Origin of the sequence: Flavobacterium sp. (assembly GCF_040402835.1) — a bacterium.
Classification (GTDB): domain Bacteria; phylum Bacteroidota; class Bacteroidia; order Flavobacteriales; family Flavobacteriaceae; genus Flavobacterium.
Genome location: NZ_JBBALW010000035.1, coordinates 1 through 21,347, shown reverse-complemented (window position 1 = coordinate 21,347; position 21,347 = coordinate 1). Strand labels below are relative to the sequence as shown.

General features: G+C 33.6%; 13 protein-coding genes and 2 pseudogenes. 5 read left to right on the top strand and 10 right to left on the bottom strand.

What is annotated here, in order from left to right:
- Positions 1 to 98 precede the first annotated feature (98 nt).
- Together AC9UEH_RS10510 and AC9UEH_RS10505 are read left to right on the top strand one after the other, a co-directional pair.
- On the top strand, positions 99 to 362 hold the full coding sequence (locus AC9UEH_RS10510) for a hypothetical protein (protein ID WP_509531512.1): 264 nt from the start codon (positions 99 to 101) through the stop codon (positions 360 to 362).
- A 352-nt stretch (positions 363 to 714) separates the two neighbouring features.
- Positions 715 to 930, top strand: a complete 216-nt coding sequence (locus AC9UEH_RS10505) for a hypothetical protein (protein WP_509531510.1) — start codon at positions 715 to 717, stop codon at positions 928 to 930.
- 53 nt (positions 931 to 983) lie between these two features.
- Here AC9UEH_RS10505 and AC9UEH_RS10500 read toward each other — a convergent pair whose 3' ends face one another.
- The 10 genes and pseudogenes from AC9UEH_RS10500 to AC9UEH_RS10455 form a co-directional block, all read right to left on the bottom strand.
- Entirely contained in the window at positions 984 to 1,439 is a 456-nt protein-coding gene (locus AC9UEH_RS10500; RefSeq protein ID WP_509531508.1) for a hypothetical protein, read from the bottom strand.
- A gap of 3 nt (positions 1,440 to 1,442) precedes the next feature.
- On the bottom strand, positions 1,443 to 1,862 hold the full coding sequence (locus AC9UEH_RS10495; RefSeq protein ID WP_509531506.1) for a hypothetical protein: 420 nt from the start codon (positions 1,860 to 1,862) through the stop codon (positions 1,443 to 1,445).
- Positions 1,863 to 2,059: 197 nt separating this feature from the next.
- A complete protein-coding gene (locus tag AC9UEH_RS10490; RefSeq protein WP_509531504.1) occupies positions 2,060 to 2,521 on the bottom strand; it encodes a hypothetical protein in 462 nt (153 codons plus the stop codon).
- A 3-nt stretch (positions 2,522 to 2,524) separates the two neighbouring features.
- Positions 2,525 to 3,451, bottom strand: a pseudogene (locus tag AC9UEH_RS10485) (RHS repeat-associated core domain-containing protein); the annotation flags it as partial.
- Between the two features lie 120 nt (positions 3,452 to 3,571).
- Positions 3,572 to 3,949 (bottom strand): NTF2 fold immunity protein, encoded by a 378-nt coding sequence (locus AC9UEH_RS10480; RefSeq protein ID WP_509531502.1) that lies wholly within the window; start codon positions 3,947 to 3,949, stop codon positions 3,572 to 3,574.
- Between the two features lie 3 nt (positions 3,950 to 3,952).
- On the bottom strand, positions 3,953 to 15,220 hold the full coding sequence (locus AC9UEH_RS10475; protein ID WP_509531500.1) for a SpvB/TcaC N-terminal domain-containing protein: 11,268 nt from the start codon (positions 15,218 to 15,220) through the stop codon (positions 3,953 to 3,955).
- Between the two features lie 14 nt (positions 15,221 to 15,234).
- The gene (locus AC9UEH_RS10470; protein WP_509531498.1) at positions 15,235 to 17,109 is read right to left on the bottom strand and encodes a DUF8202 domain-containing protein; all 1,875 of its coding nucleotides are present in this window, start codon (positions 17,107 to 17,109) and stop codon (positions 15,235 to 15,237) included.
- 439 nt (positions 17,110 to 17,548) lie between these two features.
- A pseudogene (locus tag AC9UEH_RS10465) lies at positions 17,549 to 17,677 on the bottom strand (transposase-like zinc-binding domain-containing protein); the annotation flags it as partial.
- Positions 17,678 to 17,828: 151 nt separating this feature from the next.
- Positions 17,829 to 18,080, bottom strand: a complete 252-nt coding sequence (locus AC9UEH_RS10460; RefSeq protein WP_509531496.1) for a DUF7683 domain-containing protein — start codon at positions 18,078 to 18,080, stop codon at positions 17,829 to 17,831.
- 76 nt (positions 18,081 to 18,156) lie between these two features.
- A complete protein-coding gene (locus AC9UEH_RS10455) occupies positions 18,157 to 19,524 on the bottom strand; it encodes an RHS repeat-associated core domain-containing protein (protein ID WP_509531494.1) in 1,368 nt (455 codons plus the stop codon).
- A 49-nt stretch (positions 19,525 to 19,573) separates the two neighbouring features.
- On the opposite strand from AC9UEH_RS10455, the gene AC9UEH_RS10450 reads away from it, so the two are divergent.
- From AC9UEH_RS10450 to AC9UEH_RS10440, 3 genes are all read left to right on the top strand, one after another.
- Positions 19,574 to 20,047, top strand: coding sequence for a helix-turn-helix domain-containing protein (locus AC9UEH_RS10450; protein WP_509531492.1), 474 nt, complete (start codon positions 19,574 to 19,576; stop codon positions 20,045 to 20,047).
- The gene (locus AC9UEH_RS10445; protein WP_509531514.1) at positions 20,011 to 20,568 is read left to right on the top strand and encodes an IS630 family transposase; all 558 of its coding nucleotides are present in this window, start codon (positions 20,011 to 20,013) and stop codon (positions 20,566 to 20,568) included. The genes AC9UEH_RS10450 and AC9UEH_RS10445 overlap by 37 nt, the downstream gene beginning before the upstream one ends.
- A 171-nt stretch (positions 20,569 to 20,739) precedes the next feature.
- Positions 20,740 to 21,282 (top strand): porin family protein, encoded by a 543-nt coding sequence (locus AC9UEH_RS10440; RefSeq protein WP_509531491.1) that lies wholly within the window; start codon positions 20,740 to 20,742, stop codon positions 21,280 to 21,282.
- The last annotated feature ends 65 nt before the right edge of the window (positions 21,283 to 21,347 follow it).

Genomic DNA, 21,347 nt, shown 5'->3' with positions numbered 1-21,347 from the left:
AAATTAAGGTTTTTATTCTTAACTTTTTATGAGGGTAAAGTTAGCATATCCAGTTCATTGATTTATTCGAAAGAACTTTAGAAAAGCATAATATTAAAATGAAAAGCTATGTTGCGGTGCAGAAAAAAATACTAACAATTGTTTATTCCTTATGGAAAAAGAATGAAATGTATGACACAAACTATCAAATAAATATCCAAGAAGAGGAGCAAAAGTTATCCTCTCGGGCAATTGTCTTCGAAGAAGACACTAATGAAAAAATTAGCCCCAAACAAGTTGAGGCTAAACAAGGTAAACATCCAGTGAATTATCGCAAGAAGCTTCCTCTCGGTAATGCAAAATTAAAAAAAATAACAACATAAATTAGGATTTTAAGATAGTACCTCCCGACTTTGAGCTACTACTAACTAGTGTACTTATCAAATTTAATCAATCTCATTTCTTTTTAATAAAATTTACACTATTTCTAATATGCTTTTTGCTTATCATAGCTCAAAGTCGGGAGACTTTGCGCAGCACATTGGTCTTAATTAGAACACTTTGCGGAGCGGGGCAGCACATTTAGTTTTTAGTTAGAACACTTCGCAGAGCGGGCTCAAAGTCGGGAGACTTTGCGCAGCACATTGGTCTTAATTAGAACACTTTGCGGAGCGGGGCAGCACATTTAGTTTTTAGTTAGAACACTTCGCAGAGCGGGCTCAAAGTCGGGAGACTTTGCGCAGCACATTGGTCTTAATTAGAACACTTTGCGGAGCGGGGGAAAAACCAATTGACATAAATTCTTATGATAAAAGTATTGTAGACAAACTTCGTTTGCTTGATGAACTTGATGACATAGAAAAAAACTCTATTTTTAATATTATTGATATTGCCATAAGCAAAAAACGCCTGAAAGATATGCTTTCAAACGCTTTAAATGTTGCTATGTAAATTTTATAATTTTCATAAAAAAACCGAGCAATTGCTCGGTTTTCTTGTTTCTATTAAATCCCATAAAACCCTCTCAATTTAATGTTTTTCTTGGTTTTATATATAAATACTCCTTTCCCTTTATCGTCATCTTCATATTCTACAAACACTAATGTTTTTCCATTAGGTTTAGCATAAGACGGAGATAAGTCATCTAAAAGAGTTGTTTTATAACTGTGATAAATTTTCTTCGCTTTTCTCCCATAAAAAACACAATAACTATAATTCTTAAAGTCAAAATCTAACATTTGTAATTTCTCACGTAAATCTTTTGTTCTTTTATTTCTATTTATATAATTATCTATTTCTTTTTTTGAGTGAAAAAATTCATATCCATTTGGATAAAAGTCTTTGTCAGAATTTGGAATTTCATAAAACAAATCGCATTGCAAGTAGTTTTTACGAAAAAACACATATGTCAGTAAAATCAACATCCCTATTATGACTAATAAAATAACTGATTTTTTCATAGTCTATCTTTTTCTAGGAATTGAATTTACTGGTTTAGGTTTGTTATAATTTAACCACGTATTGTTTTCAGGATAAGCTCTCATATAATTTGGGCTACTTGTGGTAGTTCCATTAGTGAAAAATGAATTGTAATTGACCGAACCTGCTGTTCCTCTAACATTTTTAAATCCAAATGTTTCTGAAAATACTTGTGCTATAGGTTTTTTTGTTCCTGATAAAGTGCCTTGCTCTCCGTGCGCATTACTTACATTATCTGCAGAATGACAGGTATTCATTTGCAATGTTGTTGCTCCTAAAAATGCTTTAGGTTTTGGTAAATCTTGAATGTTTGGTGCTTCACTACCACTTACATTTGTTTTCCCATTCCCTCGCTGCGCAAAGTCTCCCGACTTTGAGCTACTACTAACTAGTGTACTTATCAAATTTAATCAATCTCATTTCTTTTTAATAAAATTTACACTATTTCTAATATGCTTTTTGCTTATCATAGCTCAAAGTCGGGAGACTTTGCGCAGCACATTGGTCTTAATTAGAACACTTTGCGGAGCGGGAGACTTTGCGCAGCTTATTGGTCTTAAATAGAACACTTTGCGGAGCGGGCAAATGCTCGGTTTTCTGTTTATTTATCCCACTTAATCTTTTTCTCATAAATAATTTTATTTTTTATATCAAATATTTGAGCATATCTGTACTTACAAGAAATACCCGTGCAAAAAGGAATTGCATTGATTATATAAAGCTTGTTTCCTAATAAATAATATGCTGAATTTTTATAATCTGGAAATTCAACACTTTCTATAGATAAATCTTCTTCTTTGTTATTCAAAGTCTTAATAGATAATGTGTTATTATTCAATACAAACTTTTTTATATCATTTTCTGAAACTGGTCTAATTGCCATAATGTTAATTTTACCATGCTTAATATAGCATGTATCAACAGAATAGCAGTCAATATTAGGCTCTATTCTAAAACTCTTTTTTGTTTTTAAATAATTTCTCAAACAATCAATCTCTTTATAAGATTGCGCTTTTGCTAAACTTATAACACCAAATACTAATAAAAATAAATATTTATACATATTCTAATTTCCTAAAGGTTTTGTCGTTCTCTTTCCTGAATATTGAGCATCTCTCCAAGCATCACTTAATCTAGAAAAAGTTGTTTTTCCTATGACTCCTGTAGATTCATATTTATAATCCCAAGAACCGAATTTCGTAGATCCAGGTTTAATGTTATTTCCTAAATTGTATATATCATGACTTTTATCCGAGAATGAATATCCAGGAACATATCTTGCGTTATGGCCACCTCCAGATTTAAAATCTGTACCATCCCAGAAAAATGCTCCATTAGAATAATCATGATCTGAAGTCAGTCCTAATATCAAACCTGCTCTAACAGTAGAACGTTTTGCTTCCGCTTGTGAACCACTTTCAGAATATCTTGTTCTGTCTTTTCCTCTACTACCATAAACCCCCATTGGATATTTTGGAGACATTTGAGACATCACATCTGTATCATACGCTTGAGCTCTATTTTCTAATACAGAAAATATACCTGCAACTTCTGATTGGCTAGTTTTTGGACTTGATTCAGCATATAATGTTTGAGATGCAAATATGAATTCAGAATGAGTAATACCTAAATCTGCTGAGTTATTAGCACAAGTTACCAATCCATTTTTATCTTTTTCAACTGAATCCGCAACATATACTTTATTATCATTATACTTATCTTTTCCTAAATGCTCACCATTCTTACCATAATAATCTCCTGGGTCTCGCCCATCAGGGTCAATCATATTAATAGGATTCTGCATACAATAGATATAAGGGTTTACCCCAGGGTAACTCTCAAAAGAAGGGTCTACACTTAAAAAGCCGGGACCTGTTCTTGGATCATAATATCTAGCCCCATAATAATACAATCCAGTTTCTTCGTCTAGTTCTTTACCGTTAAACTTATACGGCGTGTTGTAATAATTGCTACCTAGTTGCTCTGCCATGGTTTCTCCAAAGGGTAAATTTAGGAAAAATTGGTACGCATTACCTTTATAATCTGTTAAAAAGGGGCTGGTGCCTAAATGGTGATTTTATTTATATAAAAACCACACGTTTGATACATTACCCTATTTATAATGCATCATTTTTATAACTTTACCTGTTTTTGCATCAAGTTTAATTTCAAAGGAACCACCAAATTTTGGAATATTTCTATACAAGATACTCTCCATAAAACTCTTGTTCAAGCTTCCCGATATAATCCATATATTATTATCAATTAAGACAATATTATATGGTCTTTCATTAATAATTTTTGATTCTCCATATACTTTAAATAAAATATTTTCAGCTAAATCAATTGCTGTCAACTCTGATTTAATTAAACAAGTATGGCAATTAAGCACTTTTTGATTTTTTTTATTATATCTTTTTGTATTAAAAAAATATAATGATATAGCTATAATTGCAAACAGCAAAATAAAAATTGTTATTATTTTCTTCATTATTTATGATTTTATTTTTTCGACTGATTGTAACATCGGCAATATTAAATTATCTAAAATAAGTTTACCTGTTCCTCTAACAGGCTCGTTTTTAGGTAATTTACTACTATTAATATTGTTAGATCTATTTGGATGATTTTTATCACTTGGAACATTAGTATCTATAACAGTAGTTTTATCTTTTTTTGGATCATATTTTAATAACTGTCCTTTAGGTGTAGAAATATAAGCATCCATTCTCACTAGTTTTGCGCCTTTCTTATCAGCTGGAGATGCAATATCATTTCCATTTCCATACTTCTCATCATAATTTGAATGACTATGAACGGCACCAACTATTTCAGCATTTTTTAAAGAAAAATCTGGTGCAGGAACAACACCATCTTCTTCGGAACTAACATTAGGAGTAGTGTATGTATAATACGCACCTTCTTTAGTGTCATTAATTCTATATATTACTGATCCATACTCCTTTTTATCTTTTATAGAATTATCATTATAATTATTTGCAAAATCTTTTGCAGCTGCTTCAGGTGTTTTAAATTTATCCCCTGGTCCTGAAACTGCTTCCCGACCATCAGGATCCACCAAATTCACTGGATTCTGCAAACAGTACGCATACGGATTAAATCCTGGGTAACTTTCAAATTTGGGATCAACAGAGAGAAAGCCAGGCCCTCCCTGAGGATCATAATATCTAGCCCCATAATAATACAATCCAGTTTCTTCGTCTAGTTCTTTACCGTTAAACTTATAAGGCGTGTTGTAATAATTGCTACCCAGTTGCTCTGCCATCGTCTCTCCAAAAGGTAAATTTAGGAAAAATTGGTATGCGTTACCATTAAAATCTGTTAAAAATGTACTTGTCCCCAAATGGTCGGGGTGGTAAAAGTAAAGCGGTGGCTGTCCGGGTCTTTTAACACTGTCATTTTTTGTAGCAGTTTCTTCCACGGCGAGTGCTTTTTGTGCTTCGTCATAGCTGTAAGGCTGGTACGGTTTAAAGGTAGCTTGCCCTAGTTTGCCCTTGGCAAGAATTTGCTGCAAATTGGTTTTTTGCAATTCTTGCAGTTTCATGCAATTTTCGCAAGGCATTTCTAAATTAAAAATATCAGATTTGAATTCGCCAATGCGGCTCACTATGCGCTGCGTTCCGGCATAATAATGCTTGCTGTATATGCCGTGTGCATCTATCACTAAATAGGCACTTGGGTAGGTGGTATAACTGTTTATGGTACTTCTGGCAGGGTCTAGCAGGCTTCCGTTTCCATATACCGCTTCAATGTTTGAGTTGGCTTTCAAAATACGTTCGCCACTAGCATCGTAAATATAATGTTGCATCCCTTCGTGGTCATTCACTACTCGCAATCGGTTGGACTCGTCCCAATAGAGCGAACGGTCAATGTCGTTGCTATTGGTTTTATAGGTTAAATTACCGTTTCTATCGTATTTAAAATCTTCGGTAGCTCCTGTCATACTATCATCAATATGAACCACTTTGTGGGTATGATCTTGGTATTTATAGGTATTCGAGTAGGTATTTGCAGCAACTGGCGTAGCATCCATGTTCTTGTAATGCATTTGTGTTTTGTTTTCAATGCCGTGGGTGGCATTGTATTGCATTTTTATGGTGTAGTCACTCTGAAAATCGTTGTTGTTCTGTTGTTGTGCTTGATTTCCTTCAAAATAACCTTTGGCACCCGCCAATCGGTTCAGGTTATCGTACTCAAAACCATGCTCATAGTGACCTCCCATGCTATTTGCAGTAGCTCCCGCTTGGTTTACCAAACTCGTTACGTTGCCCACTTTGTCGTATTTGTAAAAATTGTTATACAAATCCTGAGCATTGGAAGTTTTTACGTTCAAATTCTCTAATCGTCGAAGTGCTGGGGTATAGTTGTAAAAAGTTTCTGTTTTATTGCCGTACAGCAAGTACGCCCGTTGTTCATAATAATCATAGTCTATACGGTTTATATATTGGTATTCTCGACCATATACTTGCCCCGTCATGCGGGTGAGGTTTCCTCCTAAATCATAGTTGTAATTTACTTTCTCTTGGTCAGGATAAATCATCGTTTGCAAACGGTTCCAGCTGTCGTAGTTGTAGCTGGTGTTAAAAACGCGTGTGGGTAGGTTGGGTGCTATAACAGTTCTAACATTGGCAACCACTTCGCCCATATTCCCGTATTCAAATTCCTGATGCCCTGTTGCATCACTCTGATAAATCAATTGTCCAGCATTATTACCAGAATCTCCATATACATAGTTTACATTACTCAAGTTTTGTCCCGATGGCGTTTCTGGATACACTATTTCTTGTAGGCGGTTGTACTGGTAGTTGTAGTTAACAAAGGAACCTTCAGCCGCTAAATTTGCGGTTTGCAATTGTACTAAATTACTCGCCGTGTCGTATTTAAAAGTTGTTGTTCCATTATCGGGATGATGTACGGCAATTTTTCTACCGAGTAGGTCGTACTCGTATTGTGTTACCATGTCTTGTGCATCTTTATAGTCCATTAGCTGTCCTATGGCATCGTAATTAAAATGAGTCCACAAGGCGGTTGCCCCTAAATTCATAGTTGCAATCACTTTGCCCGAAACGTTTTTGTAGGTTTCGGTTACGATGCTTTGACTTCCATTTTGGTCGGTGGTTGACTTGGTTTTTAAGGCAATTTCATCCGCATTGTCACTATCAATGCTATATTCTACGGTGCTTACATTGTCCTCTGGGTCAATCGTTTTTATAGGGCGGTCCAACTCGTCAAATTGCGTTGAGGCGCTATAAGGGGAGGCGTACTCATTCAATAAAAACTTGGTGGCATCGGTTTTAGTTTCAAAATAAGGATGAAACTGTTGTGTTGCCCTTCCAAATTCATCAAAATAGGTTTTTCCACTTACCGAAAGTGCTTCAAAGTATTGTACTTCTTTATGGTCTTCCGACTTATTTAGCGCAATGTCTTTTTTAATTTGTATCGGTCGTGCCAAACCATCAATAAAGGTATAGGTTTGTATGTCATTATCGGGATGTTGCTGGTCGTAATGGCTTGTAACTGCCACAGGGACAAAAGTATCTTCAGTAACCCCTGATGTTGCACGTAACAAAGAAAAATAAGGATAGTAATCAAATTTGATGGTGTATTTAATACCTGCATCCAGTTCTTTTGGGGCAATGATTATTGTATTTCTACCAAAAGTGTCGTAATCGTAATGCATTTTATTACCTGTTAAAGCCACCGTTTCTATAACTTTATCAAAATTTGAATTGTAAACTGCCGATGAGCTGTACCCAAAAGCATCTTTGATATTGGTAACATATTTATGATACAACTCATCATAAGTATAATCGTAGAACATTCTTTCCCCAGCTGCGTTTGCAGGATGCTCCACGTGGACTACATTTCCAAACTCATCATATTTTAGTGACGTTTGACTAACTTCACTTCCATTAAAGGCAGCAACATTTAAAAGACTACCCGTATTAGAATCTACTTCTGTTGTTCGCCTTCTTACTGAAGTTCCATTTACTAAAACGTTAATTTCTTTAGGGACATTAATAATGTTGTTTGCCAAATTATGATAGGCAATTGAGGCTGAATAATCGTCATTGGACAAGGCAGTGTTTCCTAAATTAGAATAGTTAATTACCCTGCCTTTGTCATCGTATTTCATTTCTACTTGAGTAGTAATTTGAGGAGAAGGACTGAGTTCATAAAGTTCTGTAGTTGTTTTTGTCATTACTACTGCTGCTGACTTGCGTCCTTCTTTACCACCCACATCAAAAAGATTGGACAATACTATTCCTGACATTGCTTGATTGTTACTGGATAACTGTCTTACCTCATAGACGTTTTTCGTTTTAGAATACTTTTGGTTTTCGTTGTTCCCTTTCATTACGAAGGATTCTTTTAGAAGCCCATTTAGGAAATAACTTTCATTGTGGTATTTTGAAATGGAAGTACGATAAGGTGTTGTGGTATTTCCCTCACGATAATCTAAAGTACTTACAGTTTCATACCCATAAAAGTCTCTTTCACGACGGTTGTATTTCCCATTTTCATACTTATACTCTTTTTTGTAAGTATCATTTCCGTCATTGACCTTGTCATAGCCATCATTAATACTAACGCTGCTCATTGCCCATTTCGGATGAGGGTTGTTGTAGTCTACGGGTTGTACTTTATAGTCAATAGTAAAACTTCCTCCTAATGGGTTGGTGACCGTTTGTAGCTTGTTGGTTCTTCGGATATTTGAAGAGTAAACTTTAATGGTATTGGTACTTACCTCTTCTATAAGGTCAGGAAATCCATCGCCATCAAAATCAGAAATGGATTTTTTTGTTCGTGTTGCTGAGGTGGATCCTGATGCAGTAACCCCAACATCTGAAATTTTTATTGGAATAACAAAAAATATAAGATAAAGAGGCACGATAAATCCATAAGTATAAGTGCCATTTAGTCCAGCCGTGGCAGTTGTTGAATTGTTATTGTAGTCGAAAATCGGAATATTAATAGGAGTACTTGAAAATTTATTTCCTTGATTTATCTTAATGTTTAGATTTCCATTGTTTGATTCTAATTGGTCAATCATTCCGTCGCCATTAATATCGATCAAAGTGTTTTTAGTGCTAGCGTCAGTTCTTCCTAGATTCAGACCCGCTTCAACACTCGCACTAGAATAATTAAAGCCGATACCACCTCCAAAATTTTCACTATTACCATTGGCTACATTAAATTCTCCCCAACTTAAGGGTGCGCTAAAATTATTATTACCTAAATTTAAACTTACGGTTACGGGGCTAGCATTTTCAGAACTTGTTTTAGTTAAAATATCTGGTAAACCATCGCTATTAATATCGGTAAAAATTCTTGAGGAATTGGAACTCCCTTGAGAAAAATTAGCAGAAAGTCCAAGAGAAGAATGCCCAGTACCTGCCTTTTGAAGCTTTCCAGCAGAATTAAAACTACCTGAAGCACTTAATCCCCAATTGGAACTGTTATCTTCTGAAATTGTGCCTTGATTATTTCTATCCACTTCTGGAAATAGACCTCCTGTTTTTCGAGTTAATTGTATTTCACCATTGGTTACAATATCTGGATAACGGTCTCCATTTAAGTCAATATAATCGGTTAGTGAATTATTTATTCCATTTGGAGAATAACTCCCTGAAGCACCAACTCCACCAATGTTCCCACCAGCACAATACGTTTCACTGCTTCCCTCCGAAATTTTATCAATTCCATAAGCGCCAGTTACAAGACTAGCTTGTGTAGTAGTTGGAGCTCCCTGATTTTCAAAAGTGTAGGATTGAGATAATTTAGCAGCTCTAGATTTGTTTTCTGATGCGTAATTTTCTTGGTGCATTGCAATCCATTTATCATCAAAACTATTACTTGGATTGTCAAAACCTCTATGAGCATTAGCCACCATAAACGGATTTTGTACTGTTGCCTCATATTGTGCCTGAATAGCTCCAATTTGTTGTTGAAATGAAGGGCTATATAGGTCTTGATTTTGTAAATTTGAAATGGCTGGATTTAGTGTTGGAGGATTAGAAACAGGCAAGGTATAAAGATTCCCATAAATCGCATTGGCTTGATCTGTCCCAATTCCCAAAAGTTCTTCTTTTAAAAAATCTATATTCAACTCAGGATCGTGACCCGCTTTTGTATTTACTTTAGGGTTGTACATAAATTGCCCCCATTGTCGGTACATTGGACCATAAATATTTAATGGTTTTTGAAGTAAGTTAATTTGCGAGCTATTTAAAATAGTAGTAATACCTTGTGTTGAGGTAATTGAAAATACATTAGCAGCGTTTAGAACCCTTGTTAATAATGAAACATCATTAACGTCACCAATTGTTCTTTTACTATCGTCGGTGTAATATCCAATCTCAATATTAGTATTATTAGTATCATCAATAATAATTGGAGCACCTGTTGAAGTAGCTACCCCATTAGTAACTGTTATTGTTTTTTTACCGAATAAATGACCTGCTTTTTTAACTACAAAGTAAACGGTTCCATTATCGTTTCCATTATTAGTATTGAATAATGTTATATTCGGGTTGATAGTAGCCCCTTGTAAATTGGTTCCATCAAATGTTGTGTAACTTGAAGAACAAATATAAGATTTATAGATACTGTAATCGGATATCGGATATTTCGTTTCTATAGTTGATAATGAACCTCCCCCAGTTACCGCTTGATTGGATACCGTACATTCCATTTTCGGTTTCCATTCTAGTGCTTTCCAATCCAAATTAGAAGTTGATTTAACTCTAAAATAGAAAATCGTTTGACTTCCATTAGTATTCGAAATCAAATAATTACTTAAACTCGACGGAGCTATAACATTTGAATTTTGATTGGCATTACAAACAGAACTCCAAACAGTTACCTCAGAATTTAAATTTGGGTTTGAAGGATTAATAGTTTTTTTAATAATTTCATAAGTAACACTATCTGAAGGGTTAGTAACCGTAATTGGTGACCAAGAAATGGCTACTCTTCCCTGGTTACCAGGAAATACAATTGGGGCTTGTTGTGATAAAATGAAACCGTCACTGTATTTAGTGTTGTATAGAAATTGTCCGTTAGCATCTACAGCACTCAACAATTGGCTATCGGTGTAGTTAATTTTAGGATTCCAATTAACAGATGGGTTCCCTGTGGCAATTGAATGTACTCTAAAATAAATTCGATCCCCCTTTCTAACTATTAATGGACTTGTATCAAAGCTATTTCTATTTATTATTCTAGATACATTTGGTGTAATGCTATTTAATTTAATGCCGTATAGTTTTCTAATGTCACCTGAGTAATAGTTACATGCGGATGAATCTAATGATTGTCCACCATTATCTTTCATTTCAACAGTAATTATTACTTCTTTAGTCGGGTCATTATTTACGATTGTATTTTCTATTTCTATAGCTCCATTTGCTGGAGCTTCCCACATTTTTACAACATCATAATTTGGTGCTTTATCCTCTACCAAAGTACTTATTACAGGAGGAGTTACAGTAATAGGTTCTGCAGAAATTAACATGTTTTCTGTACGTAAACTTTCTGGTTCAAAAAAGGGATTACCAGTCAAACTATTTATACGATTAAAATAGGCTACTCCATCTTTAATTATATCAATTAGACCATCACCATTGGCATCTGAAAAATAGATGGAACTACGCGAGTGATTATGAGCGTTATCATATCCAAAAATGGCACTTGCGCCAAAGTCGATATTTAATTGTAAATTCATACTTTCAGACTCTCCTTTTGATTTGTAAAAATCAGAAATGTCATTATTAATACTTGTAATTGGCTGATATGGTTCAAATGAATGAATTAATACAGGTAAATTTTGAGCATCATAACTTCTCACTAGGATGTGTTTTTTCCAATATAATCGCCCCCCAGTTTTATATACTACATCGTCTAAACCATCACCATTAATATCAATTAATGAAGTTAATGATTCGCCTTGATCCCATCCATGAGTATATTGGATGCCGAGTGTTAAATTCTTATTGAAAGGATTCCAAGTGAAGTCAAAACCAAAACCAAAAAAACCAGCAACATTAAAATTCTTAGAAACAGTTGACCCTAAAATTGCTCCAGAATTATTAAAACCAGGTAATAGAGGAGCAAACGAACCGGAATTGGTAACCGTATTGCAAATAATTTCTTTATTGGTGTTTTCAAAGTTAGCTGCATTAATAACATAACTTTCTTTTAATCTTTTAAAATAATCTGTATAATCAGGACCAACAGAAATAGTTTCATTATTATTGGATGTTCTTGCGGAAGTAGCTATTTCAGTAGAATTTATTTTACTCGAATAGGGTATCTTGCATAAATCAAAATTATAAGTGTCGTTATCCACCTTAATAGTATTTAAAGTTGAGGAACTCGGGAATTGAATATTAATAGTAAAATCTTGATACGTAATTATTGCATTACTATCGATTTGATTTTTAAAAGCTTGAATGAACCCCGAAAGATTATTAACTAAGTCAAAATTACCTAAAAATATTCCGTTAACTGTAATAGGAACAACCCTTCCTGTGCCTGAAATTACACGCCCTCCAAAATAATAGGGAATAGTTGAAGTGGTAAATACCCCACTTGTTCCATTTGTAGATTCTACATGACAACCAATATCCGTACTTTGTAAAACAGAAGTAGAATTAAAAGAAATTGTAAAATCTGTATCTGTACGACCAAGTCCTGTTTGTTGAAAGTTATTATAAAAACTATAATACCTACTAAAACTATTGTCAACAGTAATATCAGTAAAATTTGTGTTGCTGAAAATAGTATTGCTTAACCATGAGGTTAAATTTGATGCAAGTGCTGGATTCCCAATATAAAAATAAAAACCACTATAATTACTCCCATAATTATTTAAGCAGTTATTGTTCACACCCTCATTTGGAAGAAAATGAGTAATGTATAAATTATTTGGAACTGGAGGGGGTAAAGTTTGATCCCTAAAATAAATATCTTTTATTCTATAGGGCTTAAAAGTACAGGGTTCATTATTACCATCCTCTGTTCCCCAACACATTGAATAATTATAAGTAATATTATTTAATGGAACTGGAAAATCTAACTCATAACATTTTTTTATTGGAACAATCGGGCATCCTGCATTACTTACAGGTCCAAAAATTAACGGACAAGCATCGTCAGCATCACAAACGGTATCGCCATCAACATCAGGACAAGGTTGGTTTTCATAACAAACAGTAGTGGTATCTCCAGCAGTAAAATAACCGCCATTCAGTGCTACATCATCATAGTATTTGAATTTATGGGAATAAAATTCAGTATTATTTCTATCAAACTCTGTAGCTTTATCCAATAGTGTTTTTTCAAATTTACCAGTAACATAACTAAAACCATATTTTCGAATAACTGAGTCACCATTTTTAATGATAACTTTTTTTAATACAAAAGGTTCAATTTGCTTCAGGCCTAAATTTGCATTTATTGAAACGTCATTTCTAACATTTGAATCTTCTTCAAATGTTATAGAATAAGGCCCTTTGGAACTCTTAAATCCTGTGTAAAAAATAGTTTTTATATGAAAAATATTTCCTCCGTTAAGATTTACATTCACGTCTGAAAATTGTCTTGGGGATTCATTTCTGTATTCATATATGACATTGTTACCATATACGTCTTCACTCATATACAAGCCCCAGTGCACAATTTCAGAACCATCTGCCATAGGAGTACTCTCTGGATTATTGGCTAATGGGTTTTGTATTTTTCTAATAATTGTATTCTCTTTAATCCCTTTTGCATCTCCTCCGTACCAATTTTTAGAACCATCCGTATTGGTTATTTTCCAATAATAAGTACTCGGAGAAGTACCCAATCGTTCTATTTTAGCAAAACTCCCTTGTTTTCTTGGTGTAAATATGGCTGACACTATCCTTGCTCGTGGTAATGTAGTATAAACCGAACTTGAACTGCCAGCAACATCATAATGTCGGTTTGGCATCCAATCTACTTTATCACCTATTTCATTTTTTAGTTTTGGATACATCAATTGCTCCCCTCCAAGAGAATAAATTTCAGATTCATTTCTAGGGTCAAAAGTTGGAACACCCCATCTTGTATCTAAGCTAACTGAAGGAATGTTTATGTTCCAGCCTTCACCCAACCAGCCATTGCCTCCTCCACTTGAATATTGCAACGCAATTTGAGGCTGCATCCCTTTTCTTCCTGCTGGAATTTTAATTGGGTAACTCACATTCGCATCTCCTTTTTGAGAAACCTCCGGCGGACTGATTATCGTCATTTCTGATGAAGGGTCCGCTGCTTTTATGTCGTTCATCATTGTGGAAGTAAAACCTGCCGTTTCTGGACTTTCAGGAGCTTGAATTATTCCGTTAATGTAATCTGTAAAATGAGTGGTAAGTACCGAAACTGTTTTTTCCTTTTCATTTATTGTATCCCGTTTTACCGCTACCCAACTTTTAGAATCGGTATTAAAATAAAAAGTTTTTATATCTTTTATTCCGTACCCCTTTGGAAGTAATTTTTCGTCATACGCAATTTTCAAGAGAACTGGGATTGTAAACTTAGTACCATCAGGCAAAAATCGGTAACCCAAACCGCCTTTCGTTACATTTATCATTCCAGAACTTAAAGGAGCAATATCAATGTTTCTTAATTTGGTAATACTAATCTCTTTAGTTTCTGATAAGGAATTTTCTTTAATGACTAATGAAGCACCATCTCCCTCTAAAACTGCAGTTTCTGAAATTTCAAATCGTTTGACTACTCGATTTTCAATAGGCTCAATGGGAAAAAGAGTATCCGCTTCATTTAACGTATCAAGAGGAACAATCTCTTGACCTAGAAGTCCGTTTGAATCAATGGCTTTTACCATCAAAAACTTTCTGTTTTTTAATGCTGGAGTTAAGGGTATAAAACCTTCAAATTCATCTCCGTTCAGTATTAATGGTTGGTCTTCAATATAGACTTTAGTAGTTGCAGTAATGGCATTCCTAAGAAAGCCTTTTACATACATTTTATTATCTTTGATATAAGTAGTATTCAAGCTATTAATAACTACTAAGGGAAGTACTGCATTTTCTTTTACTTCCTGAACCTCAATTTTTATATTTCTTACTTCATATTGGTATTCTGCCCCTTTAGGTATAGAAAACATAATTTTATTTACACCTTTTCGCAACCACATTGGGTTTAACTCTTCCTTTTGTGATGACCAACTTTGTTGTTGTTTGACAAGATATCCACCCGTTGCAAAATGATCATTGATACTTCTTGATACGGCACTATTATCCTGAACACCATACAATTCGTAACTTAAAAAATACCTCTTTTTTAATTCAGGTCGTGTAATTAGAGAAAATTTAAATAAATTGTCTTTAGGATCGTCTAAAGGATTTTGTTTTGAAACTCCAATAATTCCATGTTGGATGTCAAAAGGAATTACAGTATTATTTGAACCTAATTGAGGTAAAGCTTTATTACTAGCTTTGGTTGTTTGACCAGCTATATTCTGTTTATAATAGGGGTTATTGATTAAATTCGTTTGACTTTCATTTAATGACGTGTTGTAATTCGGCAAACTTGAACCTAAATAATGCAATGGAGGCACTCTATTAATATAAGCCGAAATTAATGATTGAGAAGGAGCAATGAAGCTACTGTGCAACATTGCAACTAGCATTATTTTATGTGCAATTGCAACTGCTTTATTTTGAATCTTTGTAGGGTTGGTAGTCTTTTTCATGGGGTGGCTTTTTTTTATTGTATAATTAGTTTGGTAGTTTGGCTAATGCCATTTTGAACAACGGTTATTAAATAGGTACCGGAAGTCAATAGGGAATCTTTGTATTCATAAGTCTGGATGGGTCCTAAATTTTTACTTCTAATAATTTTTCCATTCAAATCAGATATGGTTACAGCTACTTCCGACAATTTACTCAATTGAAATTGAATAGAAAAAGGGGTTCCTGATTTAGCAGGATTTGGAGAGAGTACATACTTATCTTCAAAAGTATTTTGCGAAGCTGAAACTATAAATGGAAATTCTTTTTTACAGCCAAAATCAGTAGTAACTACAAGTATATAATTCCCTGTTTCTTTTAAAGTTATTTTATTTTCGGTTGAGATTAATGTGTCCTTTTTAAACCATTCATAGGCATAAGTAGCTTTTGAAGAACTGATTAATGGAGCGATACTTACCTCATTATCAATGTTTAAATTATACTGAGTTGACATAGTAATACTGTTGCTTTCTAAAAAATCAACTTTCATATTGCTCTTATTTACCAATTTGCCACTTGAAACTACTACTTCATAATTTCCTATTGGCAGATTATTTATCGCTACATTTGTATTATTTGACACCATACTCTTTTCAAATAAATCTGATTTTAAACAAATACTGTATGGAGCTGCACCACCGACAATCTTAATCGCAATTTTTCCGCCATTTGTTGGACTGCAATTTGAAAATGAAGCAACAGAAACAACAAAAAATTCGGGCGCTTTAACTAAAGTAAAAAGAGAAGTTGTATTGTTTTTAAATAGCATTTTATCAAAATACAAAGTGTCATTTTGAACTTTTGATGCTTTTTGATATGTGGCGGAGGTGTAGTTGAATTTTTCTGAAGCAGTTGTATCTGTTGCAATCCATATTGGTTCTTCATTATCGTTATCTAGTAATAGTTCTTTTGTATTTATACAAATTTGTGTTTTAATACTTGAGGCTGAATCTTCGGAAGTAGTCTGAACTTCCCATACTTTCTTCATCGTCTTCATAGCTAAACTACTATTTGACTGTTTCAATGTTGTTGTACCCTTATTATCACCCCAAAGCATAAAAGTTTTATCGAAAATAAAAGCAGGATTAGCAACATTAGTAACTGCCATTTTATTTATCCCAATATATAAACCCTCTTTCTTACTATTTCCTGATTGCTTCTGATTCAAATTAAGCAAATCATCCCTTCCAATACCCGTAACGCTATGGTTGTATTCTGAGTTTAGTGTTGCATCCCATATCTTTTTTCTTGAAGCGCTGTAATAATTTTTATCTGTGGTTAATGAAATCCCATATTTTATTGACAGATAACTTTCGATGCTGTTTTTATCTTGCTCACTAAGTACTTTTGGAATATAGATTAATTCCATTAATTGGTTAATTCCCTTATCTTCTTCAAATAATAAACCATCAATTGAAAGTGTTCCATTCTTTTTACTCAATGAAGAATTTATACAATTGATATAACTTACTAAAGCTCCCTCTTTTGCATTTATCTTGTCGAGTAAAACTTCTTTATCGCTTTTTATTTGTTTGTTTGTAAAAGCAACCTTAAATCCCGATTTTTTGAGTGTAACTAATCCTACCTCATCATTTGCAGTGCTTTTAAAAACAATAAACAAACTAGATCCTTTGGTAATTATATTCTTATAGTTTTTAGGGATTGCATTTTTTGAAAAACTAACGATGCTATTAAAATTAAAATAAGTAGCTAATTCACTTTCATCAACTTTTAGAGCTTCTTTTCCTTTTATCCACAAGCTAGCTCCATATTTATTGGTTTTAGTTTGTGAGTAACTGAGACAAATAAACAAGAGTGATAATAACTGAATTATTTTAAAATTTTTTTTCATGATTTTTTTTATTTTGATTATAGTGATATTGTCCGTTGTTATATTTTTACATCTTTCGTTTGAATTTTCCTACTATGACAAAGATTCATGTTTTGATTTTCAACAACTTCAACATTCATATATAGAAGGTTATTTTATTAGAATATTGATTTTCAAAGGACTTTTCCCAAGGAATATCTTGAGAATAACTGCTTGTACTTGAAGCAAAAAGGAGGATAAGAAATCTGTAATTTTGAAATGGAAAGGTGTTTTTCATATTTGTGCTAATTAATTGCATCTAATTGTTTGCAATTTTAGCACAATACTTTTATTTCATTTTACGGTGTTTTGGTGTTTTTTTTACGGTGTTTTGGATATATATGTATGAACCTTAAACAAAAAACTACACCATAAATGGTATAGTTTTTGTTTGATTTCTTCTGAAAAATTGTTGTGTTTTACAAGATTTGCAAAAATACTGTTGTTTTCTGTTTGAAGTAAAGCCATTTTTTATGATGTTATGTGATTTACAACTTGGACAAATTTTAGTATCACTAACTTTGATACATGAAGTGTCGTTTGCTACCATTTTCTTCGTTTTAAGACTGTTTATAACTTAAAAATGAGCTCATCACTGTGCTCATTTTTATTGTAAAATTCATTTTATTTATTGATTTTCAATAGTTTAACATTGAACAATAGTAGCATCACTAACTTTGATACATTACCAACGTTTTTAATTATTCGGCTTGAAAACATTCATAAAACAATTCAACATTATCAAAATCAATTTCTTTTAGCTTAGGAATTATCTTTTGAATTTGTGAGTATTGCTCTTTGCTTATATCATATACCATATAAACATTTGGGTCTTCATCCGTATTTACATTCAAAATATTAACCAGTTCATCAACTGATAAATCAATTTCAAAACTTTCTATATACTTATCACCTTCTTTTTGATAAATGGCTATTTCTCTACTTACTTTCATAATCTAATTATTATTTAGATATGCTAACCTTATCTACATGCTAAAGTAACACATCTATTTAGTTTCATATTTATTTTTAAGGCGTAACTAAAGCTCCACATCCAAAACATTCCCAAGTTGCGGCTGCTACAATTATCTTGTAAATAATATAACCTGTGGTTAGTGTTGCGGCAGTGCCAACTGTTGCATTTACGATAGGCTCAATTCTTCTACCTGGTACTGGGTCTTTTATAAGTTCACCATCTGGAGATAAAACTCCAGTATGTTTTCCTCGAGGATTATATCTTTCCCATTCCCCATGCTGACCATCCCATTCGATAATATTTCCATCTGGCAATCTATAACGTGGACGTCCGCCTTTAGGTTTAAGTCTTTCTGCGCCATCTGGAAGGTCTTTCGGTGGAGGAGTATAAGACGGCTTACCACCGTTTCCTTTTCCTCCTTTACCACCTTTACCGCCTTTTTTACCGCCGTCATCACCGTCACCACCATTATTTTCACTTGAAGTACTTTCAGCTGAAGCGTTTTCAGTATTTTCATCGGATACATCTACTGATTTTCCGTTGTCAGAAGTAGCTGTTCCATTGTCATTAAAAGTCCATTTGGTTTCTTTATTGTCAGCAGATTTTTTCATCATATCATCAATAACATCTTTAGCAAGCATGCCATCTGGGTCAATGAATCTTAATGGATTATTCTTCGCATAGCTATAAGGTGAAACTCTACGATTTGCCTCTGCAAACGGGTCAATATTGTTTCTTCGTCCAGTTGCAGGGTCATAAAGCATCATTCCGTAATCGTACATATTAAGCCCCAACTCGTCCTGGAGTTCTTTTCCATTGAACTTATAATTATACCCACTATAAATTTCAGAAGCAATCAACTCTCCCGGTGGTAGTTCCATTGGTGGTAAATCCATTGCAGCAGCTAAAACATCGGTTTTTTGAATCATGTATTTAGCACTTAGTGCCGGCTCCTCTGCCGGATCTGGTCTTGGAACAATTATTTTGGCTTCGGTATTGTACGTACCGTGTTTTAGCCCAAAAGGGTAATAATTGTTTTCTTCTATTTTGGTTAATATTCCAGTACCCGGATTAATCCCATAACTCAACCGTATGTTTCCTAAATGATCGGTGTAATTAAATACATAATCAAATGGGTTTTCCCTAACCTCTGTATATTTTACATAACCCTCGGCAGTTGGAAAAAACAGTAGTTTCCCGCTTTCATACTGGTAACCGTCCAAATAGTCCACGGTATATACTATGCTATGTCGAGAGGCGTAATTCACTGTTTTGGCTACTTTTTTTCCTGTTGCTGTGTAAATATAGGAAATATTTGGAAAATCACCACCGTTTTGAAAAACTATTTTAGTGGGCAAATTCAAATGGTTGTACACAATGCTTCGAATGTTCTTGTTATCGTCCCCAAAAATATTTACCATAAAAGAAAGCTTGTCAGAGCTAAAAAAAATTCAAAAAAGTAGTATCCCAATGGTCGCAAAGCGAGTCTATGCTTTACTTGTTTTCAAACAAAATGAGCTTACTGGAATTTCAAAAAGAGAGGTTTCGCAAATTATCGGCGTAAATCATAACAGCATTCAAACATGGCGTAATCTCTATATTGACGGAGGACTTGAATTATTAACAAAACATTCTAAAACTGGATACAAACCCAGTATTATAACCCTGGAACAAGAACAAGCTTTAAAGGAGCAAATGTACAATCCTGAAAATGGATTTGTTGGATTCGTAGAGCTATTAGCTTGGTTTGATGAAAAATTTGAAACGCAAACTAATTACAACACTTTTAAGGGCTACGTTGTTCGAAAATTCAAAGCAAAAATAAAAACAGCCCGAAAGGTACATGTCAACAAAGACCAAGAAAAAGTCGAGAATTTTAAAAAAACTTCAACCAAGAATGCCAAAATATCTTCAACGAAAAAGCCCAAGAATTCAAAACAATAAACCTGTATTGCCAAGATGAAAGTCGATTTGGAATGTTTACTCGAAACGGAAAAGGGTTAACCGCACAAGGGGTTAAGCCGATATGTGTTTTCCAACAAGTTTTTAAAGCTACTTGGCTATTCGGAGCGTATTCGCCATTTACTGGAGATCATTTTGAATTGGAGCTATCACATTGTAATTCTACCAATTTTCAAGTTTTTCTAAACGAATTTTCAAAAGAAAATTCAGAAGAGTTTAAAATAATCATTCTTGATAATGGAGCATTCCACAAAGCAAAGACTCTTATTATTCCAAACAATATAGCATTGCTGTTTATACCACCATATTCACCAGAACTCAATCCATCAGAAAAAATATGGTGGCGAATCAAAAGAGCATTTACTGGAAAATTGTATAAATCACTAGACGAGGTAAGTGTTTTTATTGAAAATGAGGTGCAGAAATTAACTAATGATATTGTAAAGAAAACCTGCGAATTTGAATATATCGTTTCAGCTCCCTTTTGGACTAAAATATATTAGCTAATGGTATTACTCTTTCAAAACTCGTTCGTAAATTTTTCACATAATTTTTAATAAAGCCATAAAAATTAAGGTTTTATTTTTAACTTTTCTTTTAAGAACAATTAACAAATGTTCTTTTTCATTTTTAATTATTACTAATAATTTTGTTAGATGAATTAAATAAAAAATATGAAAAAAATTATTTTAACTGCTGCTGCAGTTTTCGCATTTAGCTTTGCTAATGCACAAGACATGAAATTTGGTGTAAAGGGTGGATTGAATTCTAGTACTTTATTGGGAGTAGATGGAGCCAAATCCTTAATAGGTGTAAACCTAGGAGGTTTTGTAGAATTTAAAGTAAGCGACAAGTTCTCAGTACAGCCTGAGTTATTGTATTCTATGCAAGGTGTTAAAACTGATATGGAATTAAAATTAAACTATATCAACATTCCTGTAATGGTAAAATATGCTGTGGCAGATAAGTTTAATTTACAAGTTGGTCCACAGATTGGTTTTTTAATGTCTGCTAATCTTGATGGTGTTGACTACAAAGATAATTTGAAATCAATTGATTTCGGAGTAAATTTTGGTGCTGGATATGATTTTACTAAAGAAACTTTCTTGGATTTACGTTATAATTTGGGTTTAGCTCAAACTCAAAAATCGTTAGATCCAGGCGAGGCAGTAGCTAAAAATGCAGTTATCCAATTATCACTTGGTTATAAATTCTAATCAAATTAAAATTGACTAGTCCTAAATAATCGATACAGATTATTAGACAAAAATAGATAAATTAA

Coding starts and splice junctions, on each gene's coding strand:
- AC9UEH_RS10510 (WP_509531512.1), top strand. CDS start 99: ATGAAAAGCTATGTTGCGGTGCAGAAAAAAATACTAACAATTGTTTAT.
- AC9UEH_RS10500 (WP_509531508.1), bottom strand. CDS start 1,439: ATGAAAAAATCAGTTATTTTATTAGTCATAATAGGGATGTTGATTTTA.
- AC9UEH_RS10490 (WP_509531504.1), bottom strand. CDS start 2,521: ATGTATAAATATTTATTTTTATTAGTATTTGGTGTTATAAGTTTAGCA.
- AC9UEH_RS10480 (WP_509531502.1), bottom strand. CDS start 3,949: ATGAAGAAAATAATAACAATTTTTATTTTGCTGTTTGCAATTATAGCT.
- AC9UEH_RS10475 (WP_509531500.1), bottom strand. CDS start 15,220: ATGAAAAAGACTACCAACCCTACAAAGATTCAAAATAAAGCAGTTGCA.
- AC9UEH_RS10470 (WP_509531498.1), bottom strand. CDS start 17,109: ATGAAAAAAAATTTTAAAATAATTCAGTTATTATCACTCTTGTTTATT.
- AC9UEH_RS10460 (WP_509531496.1), bottom strand. CDS start 18,080: ATGAAAGTAAGTAGAGAAATAGCCATTTATCAAAAAGAAGGTGATAAG.
- AC9UEH_RS10455 (WP_509531494.1), bottom strand. CDS start 19,524: ATGGTAAATATTTTTGGGGACGATAACAAGAACATTCGAAGCATTGTG.
- AC9UEH_RS10450 (WP_509531492.1), top strand. CDS start 19,574: ATGGTCGCAAAGCGAGTCTATGCTTTACTTGTTTTCAAACAAAATGAG.
- AC9UEH_RS10440 (WP_509531491.1), top strand. CDS start 20,740: ATGAAAAAAATTATTTTAACTGCTGCTGCAGTTTTCGCATTTAGCTTT.